The organism is Pseudooceanicola batsensis HTCC2597 (assembly GCF_000152725.1).
Lineage (GTDB): Bacteria > Pseudomonadota > Alphaproteobacteria > Rhodobacterales > Rhodobacteraceae > Pseudooceanicola > Pseudooceanicola batsensis.
The window spans coordinates 804841-828782 of sequence record NZ_CH724131.1 but is presented as its reverse complement, the minus strand read 5'-3'; the positions used below and the strand labels follow the sequence as shown (position 1 = coordinate 828782).

At 66.8% G+C, this 23942-nt stretch carries 1 protein-coding gene (running past one end of the window); it reads left to right on the top strand.

The genetic code is table 11. From position 1 onward, the window contains the following. A protein-coding gene (locus OB2597_RS21635) for a tandem-95 repeat protein (RefSeq protein WP_009805038.1) crosses the window boundary here: on the top strand, positions 1 to 23942 show its 3' portion. The gene continues 4765 nt to the left of window position 1, outside the view; the window shows 23942 of its 28707 coding nt (coding positions 4766-28707); its start codon lies off the left edge, out of view; it ends in the stop codon at positions 23940 to 23942.

Sequence of the window (23942 nt, the reverse complement as noted above, 5' to 3'; positions counted from 1 at the left end):
AATTCCGGGAAGAGATGCTGTCGGCGACGCTCGACAACGACACCGGGCTGATCGATTACAAGGTTGTCGAGGGCGGCAGCTATTCCACCTCGGTCGATACCTACGACTCCGTCATCACGCCGATGATCGATCTCGTCGAGATTTCGATGCAGCAGTATTTCCTCGCCAGCCGCCGCTTCGCGGTCCGGCTGGCGGTTCAGGACGGGCTGAAACCCTTTTTCGAGGGGATGGAATACGATGCCGAGGAAGACGTCTATCGCCCCACGACCGACCGCGAGCTTGCGCCGGTCTTCGAGGCGATCTTCGCCGCCGCGCCCGAAAGCAACGAAGATGACGCGGTCGTCGATTACCTGACCCAGTGGCAGGCGATCCTGTCGCTGATCTATCCCGATTACGTCCCTCGCGACAAAAAGTACTTCTTCGATCAGGGGGTGAGCCTCGACCAGCCGTTCGTGATGCAGATGATCCTGGCGGCCTACGAGGAAACGCCGATCGACCTGGACATCCGCGCCATCGCGAACGCCTTCGCGGTGGACGAGCGGCGGATCGTCACGCACGAGGAGACGGATACCGAAGTGCGCGGGCACGACGGGACGAACTTCTACTACATCACCGGCGGCGATCAGACGGTCATCGGCAGCTACGACGCCGACACGCAGGCATTCGACGACTCCAACCAGGTGGATGTCTACTTCATCGGCAAGGATGCCGGCGACGACATCATCTACGACCGCGACATCGGCGATCATGACCAGCTGCGCTTCACCTCGCTCCGCTCGGACGAGGTCAGGGCCGTCCGCGACGGCGAGGATCTGATCCTCTTCTACAACGACGGCGCGAACTTCGTCCGGCTGAACGAACAGTTCCTGGGCGAGCGGAACATCATCCTGACCAACGGCGACCGCGTCCAGACGGGCGTCGAAGAGATCGTCTTCGCCGACGGCGTGGTCTGGGATCGCTATCGCATGTCCTTCGCGGTGGTTGACTTCGAACGCGCCGATGCGGACGAGGTCGATGCCTATTACGGCTCGGGCTCGGGCGATATCCTGCTGGGCGGTCTGAACAACGACTATCTCAGCGGCGGCGCGGGCGGCGATACCTACATCTTCCGTCCCGGCGACGGCAACGACGTGATCGACGATCTGGGCAACTTCTCGTTCGGGCCGGTGCAGGCGGGCATGGATTTCCTGATGTTCCGCGGGGACATCACCCAGGACACGGTGCGGCTGACCCGTGACGGCGCGTCCGAGAACCTGCTGATCACGGTGCTGGACCAGGACGGCAACCCGACCGGCGACAGCGTGGAACTGGTCGGCCAGTTCGGCGGCGTGCGGCTCAACCTCGGGGCGTTCAGCGAAGCGATCGGCGCGGATGACGGCCTGGATTTCGTCGCGCCGAACCTGATCGAGAAGATCATCTTCGAGAAGGGCACGACGCTCGATTACGTCGATATCGTCGACCGGGTCATCAAGAACGCCAAGACGGACGGCGACGATGCCATCTACGGCATGCTGAACGACAACACGCTGGACGGCGGCGCGGGCGACGACTTCCTGACCGGCAAGCAAGGGTTCGACACCTACATCTTCGGACGCGGCTACGGCAGCGATGTCGTGCTGGACGCCGATTTCGGTTCGTCGCTGTTCGGGCCCAAGGACGACCTGATGACGTTCACCGACGACTTGCGGTGGACGGATTTCGACTATCTGCGCGACGGCAGCGGCGACACGCTGACGATGCGGATCACCGGCACCGAAGACGAGGTGATCTTTACCGATTTCCTCGACGAGATCCTGCTGGTCGGCTACATCAACCTGATCGAGGAGTTCGAGTTCGCGGACGGCACGGTCTGGAACTATCTGAAGCTGCTGCAGCACTATGTCGACATCGCCAGGACAGAGGGCGACGACATCATCTACGGGTTCGAGACGATCAACGACCGGATCGACGGCGGCCTGGGCGATGACCGGCTGGAAGGGCAGAGCGCCAGCGACACCTACGTCTTCGCGGCGGGCTACGGCACGGATACGGTCTTCGATACCTCGGGCAGCGAGACGATCGAATTCACCGGCATCCTGTCGACCGAGGTGGAATTCTCGCGGACCGCGCTGGACCTGATCATTTCGCTCGCCGGCACCGACGACAGGATCATCCTCGAGAACCAGTATGTCCGCGAACACCGGCAGACCCATGCGAACGAGTTCTTCCAGTTCGCCGACCGCACGCTCGACTACACCGATTTCAACCCCGAGGACATCGACCTCGTCGGCACGAACGCGGCCGAGACGATCACCGGTTCGAACTTTTCCGAGACGCTTGACGGCCGGGGCGGCGACGACCTGCTGATCGGCAACGACGGCGGCGACATCTACCTCTTCGACGTGGGCTATGATCAGGACGTGATCGAGGATACCCGCGTTCGCGCCTCCTGGCACGACCGCGAGGACATCATCGTGCCGGTCGACGATATCGTCCGTTTCGGTGACGACATCACCCAGGAGAACGTTGTCTTCACCAAGGACGGCAACGACCTCGTCATTTCGGTTCTGGAACGGACCGACACGCTGCGGATCCGCAACCAGTTCCTGGATCTCGACAACGGGGTCGAGCGGTTCGAATTCGCCGACGGCGGGTTCCTCCTGATCTCGGATGTCGAGGAAGACCTCCAGATCGAGGGCGGCAACCGCGGCGACAACCTGATCGAGGGCAATCCGGACAATCCCAACTCGCTCGACGGGCGCCAGGGCGACGACACGCTCGTCGGGGGAACCGCGGCCGATATCTACGCTTTCGGCGCGGATTACGACTTTGACCGGATCGTCGAGCGGACGGACGCCGAGGGTGTGATCGACCTTGTGCAGTTCGGCGCCTCGGTCACGCGCGACGCGTTGCGGATCACGCGCGACGGCGACGACCTGATCATCGACCTCGGAAACGGATCGGACGTTCTGACGATCGTCGGCGGCCTCGGATCGACGCGGGTCGAACAGTTCCGGTTTGGCGACGGCAGCACGCTGAGCCTGGACGAGATCATCGACCGGATGCTCACGGGGACCGAGGCGGACGAACAGCTTGTCGGTCTCGACAACCGCGACGACGTGATCGCCGGCGGTGCGGGCTCCGACGCGATGCTGGGCGGCGATGGCGACGACAGCTATCGCTTCGGCTATGGCGACGACAGCGACAGCATCTTCGACAGTTCGGGGTTCGACCGGGTGGTCTTCGGGGCCGGGATCACGGCGGAAACCATCAGTTTCACCAATGTCGACGGCGACCTGCTGATCCGCCTTGCCGCAACCGACGAGCGGCTGGTCATCCTGGGCGGCTACAGCGCCAACCCGGTCGAGATCTTCGAATTCGAAGACGGGACCGAGCTCGGCATCGCCGAGATCCGCGCCATGATCCGCGCGGAAGAGAGCTCGGCCTCGCAGGACATCCTGCGCACCGCTGATTTCGAGGACGGGGTGCCGCTGGCGGCCGGGCAGGGCAACGACCTGAACATCCTCTCCGAGGGCGGTCAGGTGATCTTCCGGCTCGGCGACGGGATGGACCGGTTCGAAATGGCGCCGGGCGCCGGCAGCGCCGCCATCGTGCTGCCCGACCTGACGAGCAGCGCCGCCGTGGTGCGGGCCGCCGACGGATCAAGCGACGATCTGATCGTCTCGTTCCCGGCCAGCGGGGACCAGCTCGAGATCGCGGGCGCGCTCGGTGCCGGTGCCGTGCCGTCCCTGCATTTCGCCGATGGTGTCATCTGGGGCGCGGCCGAGCTGGTTCAGGCCTCGGTCAATGCGCAGACCAGCGCCGGATCGGATGCGGTACGGGGCAGCGATCTGGCCGACGTGATCGACGGCGGGCTGGGAGACGACCTGCTGCAGGGGGCGCGGGGCGACGATTCCTACATGTTCGCGCGCGGCGACGGGCAGGACGTGATCGAGGACGAGCACGGCACCGATACGCTCTATCTTGCCGGCTACCGGCCCGAGGACGTGCGGGTCGAGCGCCTGGCCTCGGACCGTGACGACCTCTTGATGACCTTCGTGGCCGAGAACGACGCGATCATCATCCGCAACGCGGTGATCGATTTCGTCGAGTTCACCGACGGCACGATCTGGTCGCGTGACGTTCTGCTGGACCTCGCCAATGCCATCGGAAGCGACGCCGACGACTTCCTGCTGGGCACCAACGGGGCCGAGATCTATCGCCCCGGCTTCGGCAACGACGTGATCTTCGACGGCTTCGGCGAGGACGTCTATACCTTCTCGCGCGGGGACGGGCAGGACCGGATCGTCGCGCGCGATCACGTGGACGGCTATGGCAAGATCCTGTTCGGCAGCGACATCGCGCCGGGCGACGTGACCGCCAAGCGCGATGCCGACGGCAACATCATCCTGATGATCGAAGGCACCGACGACCGGCTGACGCTTGTCGATCCGGTCGACGATCCCGACGCCATCGTGGGCACGGTTGAATACAGCGACGGCACCTCGTTCAGCCTGGCGCAGATCGCGCGCGGGATCCCCGGGACCGACGGCGACGATCACATCATCATCGGCTCGGGGCCACTGGCGCCGGGGGCCGAACCCGGCACCGACGTCTTCGGCCGCGAAGGCAACGACTGGCTGGAAACCGGGCGCGGCGCGGACGTGGTCCATGGCGGGCTGGGGAACGAGCTGTTGCAGGGCCACAGCGGCGGCGACACCTATTTCTTCGGACTCGGCGACGGGCAGGACACGATCGCGGATATCGAGCGGGAAACCGACGGGATCATCGACCGCATCCGTTTCGAGGCCGGGATCCTGCCTGACGACATCGAATTCCTGAGCGTCGGGCCGCGGGACCTGGTCATCGGCATCGCCGGCACCGGGGACCGGATCACCATTCGCGACATGTTCGCCAATGTCGGCCGCGATTCCGCGATCGAACGCTTCGTCTTTGCCGACGGCACGACCTGGGAGCTGGACGAGATCCTCGCGCGGGCGACCACGGGCGATGCGAGCAGCGAAACGATCGATCTGGGAACGATCTATCGCGCGGATGCCACGGTTTCGGGCGGGGCCGGGGACGACGTCCTGCTGGGCGGGCGCGGCGACACGGAATACCGGTTCGACCCGGGCGACGGGCGCGACGAGATCTCCGAGGCGCAGGATTGGAACGGATCGAGCGACACGGTGCGTTTCGGCGCCGGGATCCTCGCGGCCGAGGTGGTGGCCACCCGGCAGGACGACGACCTTCTGCTGCGGTTCACCGGCAGCCAGGACCAGTTGCTGATCCGCAACCAGTTCCGGAGCAGCTGGGACCCGGTCGAAAGCTTCGTTTTCGCCGACGGCCTCACGCTGACGGCGCAAGAGATGGCCGCCACGGTGGTGACCGAGGAAACGGCGCAGCGCCTGCTGCATCCGTCGGTACCGGGGGCGACCCCGTTCGCAGATCCGCTCTTCTCGCGCGCGGCAGCCGGGGAGGATATTGGAGACGAACCCGGCGGCGGCACCGGAGAGGGCGGCACCGGCACCGCGAACCTGCCGCGCACGCTCATCGCGCAGGACGGCACCGTCGATCTCTTCGAGTTCTTCGTGCCCGAGGTGGACGACAATGCGGCGCTGATCACCATCATCGGGTTCGAGACCGGCGACCTGGGGGACAAGCTGGACATCCGGCTCGCCTCGGGTCTCGCAGGCGAGGTCGTCGCCCGGCAGGAGGGCGCGGACACCTATGTCTTCTTCGTCGATGACGGAGAACACGATCTCGATGCCGCGCGGCGCCTGATCCGGCTGGAAGAGGTCGATGTGAACGACCTGACGCTGGGCAATTTCAACGGCGCGCCCTTCGCATCGGCGGCGCCGCAGGTGATCACCGGCGACGGCACCGCCGAAGAGCTGACCGGCGGCTGGGGCGATGACGAGGTAAATGGCGGCGGGGGCGACGATCTGCTCCGGGGCTTGCAGGGCAACGATTTCCTGCGCGGCGGCAACGACAACGACACCTACCGGTTCGACACCGGTTTTGGCCAAGACATCGTTTCGGACAACGGCTGGTCGAACAACTCCGTCGCCGATGTGGTCGAATTCGGGCCGGGGTTCGATCCGCAGGACATGCGGGTGACGGCGGATGCCGACGATATCCACATCTCGTTCGAAGGGCTGGATGATCGTCTGACGCTCGAGAACACGATCAACAACGCGAATTACCGGATCGAGCTCCTGCGGTTCGACGACGGCACCGAGTTCACCCATGCCCAGCTTGTCGCGATGATCTGGGCGGCAAGCGACGCCGACCAGATCATCCACGGCGGATACGAGGCCGAGACCCTCGACGGCGGCGGCGGCAACGACACGATCCAGAGCCGCAACGGGGATGACACGCTCACAGGCGGGACAGGCAACGACGTCCTGAGCGGGATGAACGACAACGACACCTACCGGTTCGAGCTCGGGTTCGGTCAGGACGTGGTTTCGGACAACGGCTGGTCGAACAACTCGGGCGCGGATGTGATCGAGTTCGGACCGGGCATCGACCCGGCGGATCTCATCGCGCGGGCCACGGCGAACGACCTGATCCTGACCTTCGCGGGCAGCGAGGACCGGATCCGGATCGAGAACACGATCAACAACGCCGACTACCGCATCGAGTCGCTGGTCTTCGACGACGGCACCGTGCTGACCCACGCCGACCTGGTGGCCATGGCCTGGGCGCCGACCGACGAGGATCAGCGTATCGATGCGGGCTACGCGGCCGAAGCGCTGAACGGCGGCGGAGGCCAGGACAGTCTGTACGGCAAGGACGGAGAGGACACGCTGACCGGCGGCACGGGCAGCGACTTCCTCCGGGGCGGCAACCAGAGCGACACCTACCATTTCGAGGCCGGCTTCGGTCAAGACATCGTTTCGGACAACGGCTGGTCGAACAACTCGGGCGCGGATGTGATCACCTTCGGGCCGGGGATCGACCCGGCGGATCTCGTCGTTCGGGCCACGGCGAACGACCTGATCCTGACCTTCGCGGGCAGCGAGGACCGGATCCGGATCGAGAACACGATCAACAATGCCGACTACCGCATCGAGTCGCTGGTCTTCGACGACGGCACCGTGCTCACCCACGCCGACCTGGTGGCCATGGCCTGGGCGCCGACCGACGAGGATCAGCGCACGGACGCCGGCTTCTCGGCCGAAGCGATCGAGGGCGGCGGCGGGTCGGACAGCCTCTATGGCCGCGATGGCGAGGACACACTGACCGGCGGCACGGGCAACGACTTCCTCCGGGGCGGCAACCAGAGCGACACCTACCATTTCGAGGCCGGCTTCGGTCAGGACATCGTCTCGGACAACGGCTGGTCGAACAACTCGGGCACGGATGTCATCACCTTCGGGCCGGGGATCGCGCTCGAGGATATCGTGGTGCGGGCCACGGCAAGCGACCTGATCATCTCGATCAGCGGCACCGAGGACCGGATCCGCATCGAGAATGGCGTCAGCAACGCGGATTACTGGATCGAGACGCTGCTCTTCGACGACGGCCGCACGCTGATCCGCGCGGATCTCGTCGCGATGGCCTGGGCGCCGCGCGATACCGACCAGCGGATCGACACCGCCTTCGCGGCCGAGGCCGTGGACGGCGGCGCGGGCAACGACACGATTCATACCAACGACGGCGAGGACACGCTGACCGGCGGTTTCGGCAACGACTTCCTCCGGGGCGGCAACCAGAGCGACACCTACCATTTCGAGGCCGGCTTCGGTCAGGACATCGTCTCGGACAACGGCTGGTCGAACAATTCGGGCGCGGATGTCATCACCTTCGGCGCGGGGATCGCGCTGGAAGACGTGCGGGTGCAGGCCACGGCGTCGGATCTCATCATCTCGATCGCAGGGACGCAGGACCGGATCCGGATCGAGAACACGGTCGGCAACGCGAACTACCGGATCGAGTCGCTTCTCTTCGACGACGGGCGCAGCCTGACACATGCCGATCTGCTCGCCATGGCGGGCGGTCCCGCCGTTCCGGGCGTGACGCAGGCGGGGCTCTCGGTCGGGGAAACCATCACCGGCGGCAGCGGAGACGATTCCCTCGACGGTCAGGGGGGCGGCGACGAGATCTCGGGCGCGGGCGGCAACGACACCATCCTCGGTGGGCTCGGCGGTGACACGATGGCCGGCGGCGCGGGTGATGACGCCCTCTTCGGCGGCTCCGGCGACGACGTCTACGAATTCGCCTCGGGCGACGGGGTGGACGTGATCACCGACGCGCTCGGCGCTGACCGGATCGCGATCGGCGCGGGTATCGATCCGGCCGATATCGTCGTGTCGCAGCGCGGCGGCACCGATATCATCCTTCAGGTCTCGAATTCCGGCGACCGCATCGAGATGATCGGCGCCATGTCGGGCGCGAACGCCCGGATCGAAGAGGTCGCCTTTGCCGACGGCACCGTCTGGTCCCATGCCGATCTGCTGGCAGTCCTGACCGACGGCACGGCGGCGGCGCAGACCATCGTTGGGCTGGACGGCGACGACGTGCTGGACGGGCAGGGCGGGGATGATTCCGTCCTTGGGCTGCAGGGCGACGACGAGATCGTCGGCGGCACGGGGTCGGACATGCTCTTCGGGGGCAGCGGCGACGACACGCTCGACGGCGGGACGGGCGGCGATCTGCTCGCCGGAGAGGCGGGCAACGACGTCTACGACTTCGCCCCGGGCGACGGATCCGACACGGTCACCGACAGCCAGGGCGTCGACGGCCTGAGTTTCGGAGCGGGCATCGCGCCGGGCGACGTGCGGGTGGTGCAGCAGGGCGAGGACCTGGTTCTGCGGATCGCGGGCGGCGAGGACCGGGTGGTCTTGCAGGACGTGCTCTCGTCGGCGTCGCGCGAGATCGAGACGGTCGCCTTCGATGACGGGACGGTCTGGACCCATGCCCAGCTTGTCGCGATGGCGGAGATGGCCGATGGCCCGCACGAGACGATCACCGGGACGACCGGCGCCGACACGATCGCGGCCGGGACGGGGGACGACTCGGTCTCGGGGCTCGCTGGCGCGGACGAGATCGATGGCGGCGCAGGCTCCGACACGATCGCCGGCGGCACGGGCAACGATACGATCACCGGCGGCGCGGGGGCGGATGCCCTGACGGATACCGGCGGCAACGAACTGTATCATTTCGCGACGGGCGACGGGCCCGACAGCATCACCGACACCTCGGGAACGGATGCGATCCAGCTCGGCGTCGGCATTGCCGAGACGGATGTCGAAATCCGGCAGGATGCGGGCGGCACCGACCTGATCCTCCGCATCGCCGGGACCGAGGACCGCATCCACCTTGTGGGCGCGCTGAGCAACCCCGACAACGCCATCGAGGAACTGCGCTTCGACAGTGGCGCGGTCTGGAGCTTTGCGCAGATGCTTGCGGCCTCGCAGGCCGCGAGCGATGCGCCGGATGCTATCTTCGGCACCGGGATCTCCGACAGCCTGTCCGGCGGGACGGGGGATGACGCCATCGACGGCCGCTCGGGCGACGACGAGCTTTCGGGCGGCGCCGGGGCCGATACGGTCACCGGAGGCGACGGCAACGATACGCTCGATGGCGGGACGGGGCCGGACCTGTTGCTGGGCGGCGCCGGGGACGACAGCTATTTGCTCGACATCGGCTTTGGCCAGTCGACGATCGACGACGCCAGCGGCACGGACCGGGTCGAATTCGGTACGGGCGTTCTGGCTACGGATGTCTCGGTCAGGAAGACGGCCGAGGGGTTTGAGCTGCGGATCGGCCAGACCGAGGACCGGCTGACCCTTCGGGATGCGGCTTCGGGCGCGGGCGTGATCGAGACGGTCGCCTTTGCGGACGGCACCGAATGGGACGCGGCCGAGCTTCTGCGGAGGGCCACCAGCGGAACGCCGGGGCCGGATTCCCATGTCGGCACGGATGGCGCGGACGAGTTGATCGGCCTTGCGGGCGACGACACGCTCGAGGGGCTGGCGGGCGCGGATCTGCTGGACGGCGGGGCCGACGACGACATGCTGAGCGGCGGCGCCGATGCGGATGAAATGCGCGGCGGTGCCGGCAACGACCTGCTGGTCGGGGGCACGGGCGGTGATCTCTACGTCTTCCGGGCGGGCGACGGCGTCGACACGATCGACGATCAGGGCGACGCCACGGCGGATACGCTGCGGATCGAGGGCTATGCGCTCGACGATGTCCGTTTCAGCCAGACCGGCGCGGACGGCGCGGATCTGACCATCCGTTTCGATGCCAGCAGCGACCGGATCGTGGTGACCGGCGCCTTCGCCGGCGATGATGCCGCCACCATCGAAGAGGTGGTGATCGCCGACAGCCTCGCCACGCTGACGCTGGCGGACATCGAGGCGCGGGTGCGGCCCGACGTGGGTGCGGATGGCGACACGGTCTATGGCGACGCGGACGCGAACACGCTGAACGGCACCTCTCTCGGCGACTATTTCGAAGGCGGCGCGGGGGCCGACACCATGTCCGGCGGCTCGGGCGACGATATATTCGGCGACATCGTCGCCGATGACGCCGTCGACAGCATGACGGGCGGCGAGGGGCGCGACACCTACCGTTTCCTGCCGGTCAACCCGGTTGCGGCGGACATCGCCGAGGACGTGATCACCGATTTCACGCCGGGCGATGACGGCGACATCATCCGCCTCGTGTCGAGCACGCCCAATCCCTTCGCCTCGGGCCGGGTGCAGATCCTGCAGGACGGGGCCGACACGATCCTCCGGGTCAACGACGGCGAAGGCGCCGGGCGGTCGGTGTTGCGGCTGGAAGGCGTCGATGCGGGGCTGCTGACGGCGGCGAATTTCGGCGGCGTGTCGATCGAGACCGAAAGCACGACGATCACCGATGACGAGAGCGCCTCGCTTATCGCAGGCGGTCCCCTGGGCGACGTGATCCTAGGCAATGGCGGGGCCGACACGATCGACGGGTTCGGCGGCGCCGATTCCATCGCGGGCGGTGCCGATGGTGACCTGATCCGGGGCGGCTTCGGCAACGACCACCTGGCGGGACAGGAAGGCAACGACGACATCTTCGGCGGCGCGGGCAACGACATCCTCTCCGGCGGGGCCGGTGACGACACCCTGACCGGCGGGTCGGACGAGGCCGAGTTCTCGGGTCACGACATTTTCCACGGCGGACTGGGCGACGACGCGCTGTCCGGCGGCGCGCAGAACGACATCTATCTCTTCGGCGCCAATGACGGGCGCGACACCGTCACCGACACGGGCGGCACCGACCTGATCGAATTCGATGCGGATGTGGCGCCCGGGGACGTCTCGGTTGTCCGGATCGGCGACGACCTGGAGTTGCGGGTCGCGGGCGGAACGACGCGGGTCCTGATCACCGGGGCCGTGGCCGATCCGGTCGGCACGGATATCGAGGCCATCGCCTTCGACGACGGCACCACCTGGGACCGCGCGGCGCTGCTGGCCAGGGCCATGGAGGCGACCGAGGGCGACGACATGCTCGTGGTCCTCGTCGGGGACACGCTGAACGGGCTGGGCGGCAACGACACGCTCACCGGGAACGACGCGGCCAACACGATCGCGGGGTCGGGCGGCGACGACCTGCTGCGCGGTCAGGGGGGCGACGACGTCTACGAGTTCGGGCTGGGCGACGGACAGGACGTCATCGAGGATGGCGCGGGCGACAACGCGGTCGTGCTGGGCGCCGGGATCACCCCCGAGGACGTGCGCCTCGTGCGGGGCAAGGCGACCGTCATGCTCGAGATCGTCGGCACGGGCGACCGGATCGACCTCGGCTGGGCACCCGATCCGGCCATGGCCATCCGCGAGGTGCGTTTCGCATCCGGTGAGGTCTGGACGGCGCAGACGCTGGTCGACATGGCGCTGGCCGGAACCGCGGGCGACGACGTTATCCACGGGTCCGACGGGGCGGAAACCGTCGCGGGCGGCGATGGCGACGACCGGCTCATCACCCATGACGGCGCCGACGATCTGAGCGGCGGCGCGGGCGTCGATCTGCTGGAAGGCGGCGACGGGGACGATACCTATCGCTTCGGCCTGGGCGACGATCAGGACCGGGTGAGCGACACGGGCGGCAATGCCGACACGATCGTTCTGGGCGCCGGCATCGCGCCCGGCGATGTGCGCGTCGCGCAGAGCAGCGACGGCAGCGCGATCATCCTCGTGGTCGGCACCGACGGCGACCGGCTGCGGATCGAGGATGCGCTCGGCGACGGCAAGGTCGAGACCGTGCAGTTCGAGGATGGCACCGTCTGGACCGTCGCGGACCTGCTGGCGCAGGTGCCCACGGGGCTGGACGATTACATCTATGGCGACGAATTCGACAACCCGATCGAGGGCGGTCCGGGCGACGACCGCACCTCGGGCGGGGCCGGCAATGATACCTATCGGTTCTCGGCGGGCGACGGGCGCGACATCATCCGTGACGGCGCGACGTCCCCCGCCGATCAACTTGTCATCGCGGGCTATGCCGCGTCCCAGATCCGGTTTACCCGGCTGGGCACGGACAGCACCGACATCGCGGTTCAGTTCACCGGCAGCGATGACCAGATCATCATCTCGGACGGCATCAGCCTAGCCGGGCGCGGCATCGAACAGATCGTGCTGGAAGACGAGGGCACGGTCTTCACCATCCCGGACATCGTCGCGCGGCTGGTGGATGACCAGGCGGGCGAAGGCGACGACACGATCTTCGGCTCGGACGGCGACGACGACCTCGCGGGCGGGACGGGCAACGACCTGATCGTCGGGGGCGACGGGGACGACACCTATCGCTATGCCAGCGGCGACGGGGACGACCGGATCGACGCGCTCGGCCGCGGTGACAGCCGGCTGATCCTGTCGGATTACGCCGTGGACGACGTCGTCTCGGCCCTGCGCGGCGGGCCGCAGAGCCTCGATCTCGTGCTGACACTGCCCGGGGTGGACGACCGGATCGTGCTGATCGACGCGCTCGGCGCGGTCAACGGCAGCCCCGGAAGCCTCTTGATCGAATTCTCGGACGGAACGGTCTGGGATCGCGCGGCGATGCGCGCGCGGACCCTCGAGGACGTGCAGGGCGCGGGCGATGACAACCTGTGGGGCTTCGACGGCGCCGACGTGGTCCATTTCTCCGAGGGCGACGATTTCGCCGCCGGCGGGTCGGGCGCGGACCGCTATGTCTTCGGGGTCGGCGACGGCAACGACTGGATCGACGACGACGGACTGTCCTCCAGCGAGACCGACATCGTCGAGCTGATCGGCTTCAGCGCCGACGACGCGACCGTCAGCCGCCTGTTCCGGGGCAGCGACACGGTGCTGATGCAGTTCGCCGGCAACGAGACCGACAGCCTGACCATCATCGACGCGCTGGCGCCGGATGCGCGCGGCATCGAACAATACATCTTCGAGGGCGGCGAGGTCTGGACCCGCGATACGATCCTCGACCTGCTCGGCAACAGCGCGCCGACGGCCAATGACGACGGCTTCTTCTCGGTTACGACCGGGGCCGAACTCGTCATCTCGCTCGCCGATGTGCTGCGCAACGACTTCGACGCCGACAACGATCCGCTGCGCGTGGTCGAGGTCGACGGCAGCCCGGACGGCAGCGCGTATCTCGATGGCGAGGGCAACCTGCGTTTCACCGCCGAGGACGGGTTCACCGGCGCGACGACGATCAGCTATCGCATCACCGACGACCGCAACGCCTTTGCCGAGGCCGAGATCAACGTCAACGTCCGCCCTGTCGCTCAGGCGCTGGACGACACAGGGTTCGCCGTGGCCGAGGACGACTTCCTGACCATCCGGGTCGAACGGCTGCTGTCCAACGACGTGGACGGCGACCGGATGATCGTGGGGCAGGTGTTCGACGCGGTGAACGGGACCGTCTCGCTGTCGAGCGACGGCAACATCGGCTTTACCCCGGATGCGGATTACGTGGGCCCGGCGCAGTTCACCTATGCGGCCAACACGCCGGAGGGCGGACGGGCCGAGGCGATCGTCCATATCGACGTCACGCCGGTCAACGACGCGCCCGAGGCGCGGGCGGACCGCGGCTTCGTCACCGACGAGGGCGCGCCGCTGATCATCAACCCGGCGGCGCTGACGGGCAACGATCTCGACATCGACGGCGATCTGCTCTCGGTCGGCTCCGTCACCTCGTCGGGCGACCTGTTCGTGTCGATAAACGCGGCCGGCAACATCGAGATCACGCCGCGCGACGATTTCTTCGGCGAGGCCAGCTTTGGCTACACGGCGACCGATCCGGACGGCCTGACCTCGTCTTCGACGGTGACGATCACGGTGAACCCGGTCAACGACGAGCCCGAGGCGGTGGACGACCGGTTCGAACTGACCCAGCAGGGCGATCCGATCCTCGAAGACAACCCGATCGTCATCAGCCTGGCGCGGCTGATCGCCAACGACATCGAGAAGGACGGCGACGACCTGACCCTGATCGACGTGCGCAGCACCGTGGGCGGCAAGGCGACGCTGCTGGACAATCAGACTGTCCTGTTCGAGCCCGCGGCGAATTTCAACGGCGAGGCGAGCTTCGAATATGTCGTGGACGACGGGCAGGGCGCGACGGACTCCGCCCGGGCGACCATCGTCTACCAGGCGGTGAACGACCGGCCGAACGCGCGCAACGACCACTATGGCGACGACGCCTTAGTCAACGTGCTGCGGGGCCGCCAGAACGAGGTTCTGACGATCCCGATCATCGAGCTGCTCAAGAACGACTACGATGTCGAGGGCTTCGCGGTCACCTTCGAGAACGCCACGGGCGGCGTGAACGGCGATCTGGTCGTCGAGAACGGCAATGTCATCTTCACCCCGGACGAGGATTTCTACGGCGAGGCGACCTTCGGCTATTCGATCACCGATCCCGAGGGCGCGGTCGATGGCGGGTTCGTCACGATGTATTTCGAGGCGACCGGCAGCGCACCGCCGCAGGCCATCCGCGACCAGATCTTCGTGGCGGAGGATATCCCCACGGTCATCCGTCTCGAAACCCTGCTGGGCAACGACACCGACGTGGACGCCGAGGACGCGCTACAGATCATCGGCTGGCGGCACCTGAACGGGCTCCCCGATGCGTTCAAGTTCGGCTTCGACGCGGTCGGTCCGGTCAATGGCACGCTCGAGCTCAATGCCGACGGCGATCTGCTCTACACGCCCTTCATCGACGCCAACTTCTCGTCCGGCTTCGTCTACCTGCTGACCGACAATGCCGACGGCACGGCCGAGGGCTTTGTCGATATCGTCATCATCCCGTCGAACGACGACCCCACGATCACCGACGATCCGGGTTTCGTCACCCCGTTCGAGGTGCCGCTGGTCATCCGCGCGGCGGATCTGGTCTTCAACGACTTCGACATCGAACAGGCCGACCACGATCTGGACGGCACGCGCGACGACGACCTGGACGATCCCGACCGCGCCCGGCCGACCTTCGTCGGCGTGGACCGGATCCTCGATCCGGTGGAACTGGCGCAGGGCAACTACGTCGATGTGGGCAGCTTCGAGATCGTCACCTTCCGCGGCGAGGATTTCCTCGTCGCGCGGTTCGAGGACGGGTTCTCGGGCGACGTGATCATCGAATACCGCATCGCGGACGAAGAAGGGCTGGAGGATACCGGTTATGCCTTTGCTACCGTTGCGGATTTCTACGGTCGGGAACTGACCGGCACACCATTGATCGACTATATCGAGGGCAACGCGCTTGACGAGACGATCCACGGCTATCGCCGCGACGACTGGGTCGTCGCGCTGGCCGGGGACGACACGATCCAAACCGGAGACGGCAACGACCTGATCGAGGCCGGCTCCGGCGACGACGTGATCGACGGCGGCGACGGCGGCGACGACATTCGCGGCGGCGAAGGCTTCGACATGGTGCGCTTTGCCGGGTCGAACACCGGCGTGCGCGCCGATCTCGCGACGCTGATCGGGCAGGGCGGTTACGCGCAGGGCGATCTCTATGTCTCGATCGAAGGGTTCGAGGGCACCGAATTCGGCGACACGCTCGGCGGCGATGCGGCGGACAACCTGCTGCGCGGCCTGGACGGCAATGACGAGATCGAAGGTCGCGGTGGTGTCGACACCATCGAGGGCGGTTCCGGCGACGATCTGCTCGACGGCGGCGCGGGCGGCGACAGCATCGACGGCGGCGCGGGCGACGACACGGCCACCTACTTCGGCTCGGACGCCGCGGTGCGGATCTCGCTGGCCGATGGCACGGCGTCCGGCGGCTGGGCCGAGGGCGACACCCTGTCCGGCGTCGAGAACCTGATCGGGTCGGAACTGGACGACGATCTGGAAGGCGACAGCGGCGCCAACGCGCTCTTCGGCAACCGCGGCGCAGATGTGCTGACGGGCGGTTCCGGCGACGACCTGCTGAACGGCGGGCGCGGTGCCGACATGCTGTTCGGCGGCGACGGCGTGGACACGGCCGATTACACGCTCTCGGTCGAGGGGATCACCATCGACCTCGCGGCCGGCACGGCCGCGGGCGGCGACGCCGAGGGCGATGTCTTCGACAGTATCGAGATCATCCAGGCCAGCTATCACGACGACGATCTGCGCGGCGATGCGAATGACAACCGGTTCCGCGGCAGCCGCGGCGAGGATTACATCGACGGGCGCGGCGGGTTCGACACGGCGGATTACGCCCGCGCGGACGAGGCTGTCGCCGTTGACCTGTCGCTTGGTCAGGGCACGGCGGGCGAGGCACAGGGCGACACGCTGATCAGCATCGAAAAGCTGATCGGCTCGATCCACGAGGATACCTTCACCGGCAGCGCCGGCGACGACGTGTTCGACGGCGGCTTCGGCAACGACCTGCTGCGCGGGGAGGCGGGGTCCGACAGCTATCTCTTCGGTCTCGACAGTTCCGAGGACGTGATCGAGGAACAGGGCGATGCGTCGGATATCGACCGCCTGGTCCTGAACGCCGGGATCGAGACCAAGGACGTCTCGCTCATCCGGCAGGGCGATACGCTCTTCGTCGAGTTCGAACGCGACGACGGCTTCCTGATCGACACGGTCACGGTCACCGATCACTTCCTCGGACGCGAGACGGGGATCGAGGAAATCGTCTTTGGCGACGGCACGGTCTGGGATCGCGACGCGATCGAGGATCGGCTGCGCGAGGGCCGGTTCAACGCGGTCGACGACCTCGTGCGACTTGGCGTCGAGGACGAACTGCTCGTCATCGATCCGGCCGACCTGATCGCGAACGACGCCGAGGCGGGGATCGAGGATCTCGTGTTCCTCTCCGTGCAGAACGCCCAGTTCGGCACGGTGAGCCTGAACGACGACGGGATGATCGAATTCCTCGGCGCGCAGGACCATTTCGGCGATGCGTTCTTTGCCTACACGGTCCGGGATCCGCTTGGCCGGGAATCCACCGCGCGGGTCGAGGTCAATCTCTCGCCGGTGAACGACGCGCCGGTCGCCAACGACGATCCGCTGGTCTACGGGATCGAGGACGTGCCGCTGCGCATCCGGATCGAGAACCTGCTGGCCAACGATTACGACGTGGACGGCGATGCCGAGATGGAGGGGCTGCGCATCGTCTCGGCCCAGCCCTTGGTCAACGTCGAGGGCGAGGGGCTGCGCCCCTACCTCAAGCGACCCGAGTATGACGGCGAGGCCACGGACGCGACCTGGAAGATCGACGGCCAGTACATCGAATTCCTGTCACGGCCGGATCACTTCGGCTTCGCCGGCTTCCGCTATGTCCTGTCCGACAAGGACGGGGCGACCGACACGGCGGATGTGGAGATCTATTTCGCGCCGGTGAACGACGCTCCGCGGATCAGGGATCGCGCGGAATCCGCCAAGCTGGAAGAGGTGACCGAATTCACCGTCGATCAGCTGATGTCCAAGGTCTACGACATCGAGGGCGACACCTTCGAATTCGTCGGTCTGCATATCGGCGCCGACGGCAATGCCTCGCGGAACGGGTCCGAGACCTTCGACGCCGAGGCGGGCATCATCTACTACACGCCCGCACAGCTGGGCGAGGCGGCGATCTCCTTTGACGTGATCGACGCGCGCGGTGCCGAGGCGACACTGGAATTCAACATCGAGGTGCGTCCGCAAAACCTCGCTCCCCGGGCGCGGGACGACCGTGGCATCCGGGCGCTGGAAGACGAGATCATCCTGATCGACCCGCAGGTCCTGCTGGCCAACGACGGCGATCCGGACGGCGATCCGGTCTTCTTCCAGGAGGTCTATCGCTTTGCCGAGAACGGAAAGGTGCGGGTGACGGACGACGGCATGATCGAATTCGCCGTCCGGCCGAACTACAACGGCACGGCCAGCTTCGAATACACGATCAACGACGGGCGTGGCCTGACCGACACCGCGACCGCCTATATCACCGTCCTGCCGCGCAACAGCGGGCCCGAACTGCGCAACGACCTGGTCACCGGTCTCGAGGACGGGCCGCAATACGTGATCCCGGCCGAGGCCTTCGGCAACGATCTGGATGTCGACGGCGACGTGATCTTCTTCCAGTCGACGGAGCTGCTGGGTGCCTTCGTCACCAGGTTCCTCTCGCCCGATTACACGGTCGAGGCCAAGTCGCTGAACAACGGCGACCTGCCCGCCTGGCTCTTCTTCGATGCCGACAGCCTGACCTTCTCGGGCACCTTACCGGCGGACGAGGAAGGCGAGGTCGAGATCGCGGTCTTCGTCACCGATCCGTCCAATGGCGCGGTGCATCCGTTCCGCTTCTTCTTCGATGCCGAGGATGCGGGGGACCTGGCGGCGGGCCTTTCGGTCGAGGACGCGGTGATGGGCGGTTTCGAACTGCGCGCGCCGTTCGAATGGTCGATGGAGGGTGCGACCGACGATGTCGCGACCTTCGACATCGCGCAGGGCAGTTTCGCGGCGCAGGCCATCGGCGGCCGCCCGCTGCCCTACTGGCTGGCCTTCGACGCGGAAACACGGTCGCTGGTCCATAGCGGCTTCGAGCCGGACGAAGACGAGGATCCGGCACGGATCCAGATCGTCTTCACGCCCGAAGGGCTGCCCGCGCTGGCAGAGAACGTCCATCGCTCGACCGATCGCGGCTTCACGCTGGAATTCGTGATCGACCCGACGCAGTCGCTGGACGCGATCAACGCGATCCTCGCCGGGGATACGACCCTAGAGGATCTCGGTCTCTTCGGCCTCGACCTCTCGGCTGCGCAGTCTCTCGAAGTGACGCGCGAAAGCGGGGCGCCGCTGAACAGCTGGCTGAACTTCGACGCCGAGACGCTGACCTTCTCGGGTATGCCGCCCTCGGAATACGTGGGTGCGGTGCCCGTGCGGATCGATGTCGAGGGGTCGGGCGACCTGCCGACCATGTCGATCATCACCGAGGTCGTGGTGGACGAGACCTTCGAGGTCGTGCCGGAAAGCGACGAATACATCACGATCTCGGACTTCCCCGAGCGGATCAACGTCCATACGCCCAACGACTACAACGGCTCGCTCGCCTTCACCTATCACGCCAACGACGAAAAGGGCGGCGAGTCCGGGGACCCGGCGATCATCGTCTTCAACGTCACGCCCGAGCGCGAACTGCCGGTGGCGGGCGATGATCTGGTCGGGCTGTTCGAGAACGGGCAGGTGACCTTCTCCGTGACCGGGCTTCTGGCGAACGACCGCGACGACGATGGCGACACGCTGCGCGTGGCCGGCTTCGCGGAACCGGCGAACGGGTCGATCAGCGTCACCCTCGGCGTGGTCGAGGCGGACGCGCCTGCCAGCCTGACACCACTCTCCGGCGGCAGCTGGAGCGCGACGTTGGCCGACGGGACCGACCTGCCGGACTGGATCGCGATAGACCCCGCGACCGGCGCGATGACGGCCACGGTGCCGCTGGACGTGCTGGGCACGTTCGAGGTCCTCTTCATCAACAGCGACGGCACGACCAGCCAGTCCGAGACCCGCAGCTTCACCTTCGACGGCAATGCGGACGCGACCGTCACCTATGTCCCCGATCCCGGATTCGCGGGCGAGGACCCGCTGGTCTACACGCTGACGGATTTCACCGACGGCACCTCGGAAGGCACTGTCGTGCTCGACGTGGCGAGCCTGCTGGACCCGCCGGTCGCGGTGACGGACGAGGTCAGCGTGCTCGAGGACGGCACCCTGACCCTGACCCCCGCCGACCTGACGGCCAACGACTATGACGTGGACGGCGATCCGATCCGCTTCCTCGACGTGCTCGAGCCGTTCAACGGCACGGTGCGCTTCGACGGCGCGGACATCGTCTTTACCCCGACGCCGGACTTCGACGGCAAGGCCGGCTTCTCCTACCGGGTGACCGACGACAATCACGGCGAAAGCACCGGGCTTGTCAGTGTCACCGTGATCAGCACCAACACCGCGCCCGAGGCGGTGACCGACGTGTTCCAGGCGGTCGAGGACACGCCCTACGAGTTCACCATCGAAGACCTGCTGGCCAACGACACCGACCTCGACGGAGACGCAATCAGCTTTGTCTCGATCCAGTCCGAGATCGGCGACGCGCGGATCATCGAGCTGCCGGACGGGCGCTACCAGTTCGTGCCGGACGAGAACATCAACGGCACCCGCAGCTTCAGCTATTCGATCACCGATGGCCGCCTCACCGACCGGGGCACCGTCACCTTCGACATCGAAGCGGTGAACGACGCGCCGATCGCGAACCAGGACGGGCATTTCCTGGGCAACCAGGACGAACCCTTCGTGATCGACTTTGCCGACCTGCTGTTCAACGACCGCGATGTCGAGGGCGACGGATTCCGGATCGTCGATGTCTTCGACGGCGACAACGGGACGGTGGTGCGCGATGGCGACACGGCGGTCTTTACCGGGCGCCAGGGCTATTTCGGCGACGGCGGCTTCCACTACCGCGTCACCGACGATCACGGCGCGAGCAGCACGGGTTATGCGACCGTGCTGGTGCTGCCCCAGTTCGACGTGCCGGTCGCGGTCTCGGATGCCGGGATCGAAATGCTCGAGGACAGCTATGTCGAAATCGATCCGGCGGATCTGATGGCGAACGACGACATCCCGCTCGGCTCCGAGGTGACGTTCCTCGGGCTGACCGGGCCGGGTGTGACCGAACTCGAGAACGGGTTCTACCGTGTCACCGCCGCGCCCGATTTCTTCGGCGAACTGGTGCTGCGCTATGCGTTGACCAACGAGACCGGGTTCGAGGTGCCGACGACGGTGACCATCGACGTGCTGCCGGTCAGCGATGCGCCGGTGGCCGTGGACGACAGCCTCGTCGTCAAGGAGGACCAGTCGCTGACGATCTTTGTCACCGCGCTGACCGAGAACGACTACGACGTGGACCGCGATGCCATCGAACTGACCCGCATCCTCGATACCGTCGGCGTCGCGGTGGAGCTGACCGAGGATGGCCAGGTGATCGTGACGCCGGATGTCGATTTCACCGGGATAGGCGGCTTCGACTACGAACTGCGGGATTCGACCGGGATCACCACCACGGCCCATGTCCGGGTCAAGAGCGAGGCGGTGAACGACGCGCCCGAGATCGCCCCGATCGAGGTGCTCGAGGGAACCGAGGACACGGCTTTTTCGATCACGCTGCCTGCCGGCGTTGTGAGCGATGCCGATGGCGACGCCCTGCTGATCGAACTGCGCGGCCCGGACGGCGCGGCGCTGCCCGCCTGGATCGAATTCGACCCCGAGACGCTGACCTTGACCGGCACGCCGCCGCAGGACTTCAACGGCGACGTGCTGCTGGAACTCTCGGCGTCGGATGCACGGGAAGAGACCCTGGCCGAGGTCACTCTAAACATCGCGCCGGTGAACGACGCGCCGGTGCCGGGCGTGGTCGCGGCGACGGTGTCGGAAGATGACGATCCGCTCGAGATCGACCTGCTGGCGGGCGCGACGGACATCGAGGGCGACGCACTGAGCGTGCTGGATGCGACGGCCGTCGCTTCGGACGGGCGGGTGCTGAACGGCGTGGTGTCTTTCTCGGGCGCGACGGCCCTGCTGGTGCCCGGCGCCTTCGGCGGCCTGGAGGCCGGTGAGAGCGTGACGATCGAGATCGGCTATCTCGTCTTCGACGGGGACCTGGCGTCCGAGGCTTCGGCGACACTCGTCGTCGAGGGGGCCAACGACCTGCCCGGCTTCGAGGCGGGACAGAGTTTCTCGGTTGCCGAGAACACTGTCGAGGTCGGCACGGTTCAGGCCTACGATCCCGACGGCGAGGCGCTCAGCTTCAGCTTCCAGGCGGGCGGGGCGGATAACGACCTGTTCGTGATCGACGCCGAAACGGGGGCGCTGTCGTTCAAGGCCGCGCCGGACTACGAGGCGCCCGCGGGCGCGGACAATACCTACGAGCTGCGGCTGGGGGTCTCGGACGGTGTCGAGGTCGACATCCAGAGCTTCACGGTCAGCGTGACGGACGAGGACGAGACCGACCCCGACAACACGCCGCCCGTGGTCACCGGCGAAAGCGCCGAGACGGCCGAGGACACCCGGCTCGACCTTGCCGTCGCGGACCTGCTGGCCAACGACAGCGACGCGGACGGCGACGATCTGACGATCACGGCCGTCTCGGCGCTCAACGGCCAGGTCTCGCTCGGTCAGCCCTTTAGCGGAACCGGGGACATGGGCTTCTATGTCAGCTACACCCCGGGCGCGAACTACCACGGGCCCGACACCATCACCTACACGGTCAGCGACGGCCGGGGCGGGCAGATCGAGGGCGAGATCGCCGTGACCGTGACGCCGGAGAATGACGATCCGGTCGCGGTGGACGACACCGGCTATGTCACCAGCGAAGATACGCCCCTCGTGCTGACGGGGCTGCTGGACAACGACAGCGATGCCGATGGCGACGCGCTGACGCTGGCTCCGGTCAGCTCGAACCTGACGCTCCAGGGGGGCGAACTGGTATTCACGCCCGCGGCCGACGCCACGGGGACCGTGCTCGCGGTCTATTCGGTCTCGGATGGAAACGGCGGGACGGACACCGCCACGGTCGAGATCGAGGTGTTGCCGGTGAACGATCTGCCGGAGGTGACGGATGCGGCGCTCTCGACCGACGAGGACGTGCCCGGGGTCATCGACCTGCTTCCCTACATCACCGATGTCGACAGCACCGGGTTCACCTTTGCTGTCAAGGCGGGCGAGGAGCCGCAGCACGGGCAGGTGACCCTGTCGGCCGAGGGGGCGCTCACCTACACGCCGGCCGCGGACTTCGCGGGGCTCGACAGCCTCGTCTTAACGGTGGACGATGGCGGCGGCGTTGCGGTCGAAGCCACGCTGTCCATCACCGTCGAGCCGGTCAACGACGCCCCGCAGGTCTCCGCCGCGGGGCCGTTCGAGGTGGACGAGAACAGCCGAGAGGTCGGCACCATCGCCGCCACGGACGCCGAGGGCGACACCCTCACCTACGGGATCGCGGCCGGCAAGGACGGTGCGCTGTTCGAGATCGACGCGACAAATGGGGCGCTGTTCTTCGTCGTCGCGCCGGATTACGAGGCACCGGGCGGCATCGCCGGCGACAACAGCTATCTGCTGGACGTCACCGTCTCGGACGGGACCGAATCCGTGACGACCGAGGTGGAGGTCAATGTACTGGACCTCTCCGAAGGCGGTGAGCCGAACGTGATCGTGGATACGCCGGGCGTCCGCGACTATCTGCTCGGCACGGCGGGAAGCGATGTCTTCGTCTTCGGCGGCGGTTTCGGCGAAATGGCGCGCGGCATGGGCGGGGCGGACACCTACGACATGACCGCCACGTTGGCCAACGGGGCGCGTGACGCGACGCGGATATTCGACTGGAGCGCCGATGACACCCTGACGGGCATCACCCTGGCCGATGTGAACCTCTCGGCCGTGCGCGAGCTTCCGACGGCGGTGCTCTTTGCCTACGGGCCGGACAACGACATGCTCACGATCACGGGCGAGGTGTCGGGCGGCGTGGCCTCGCTCTTCGATCCGCTGTGA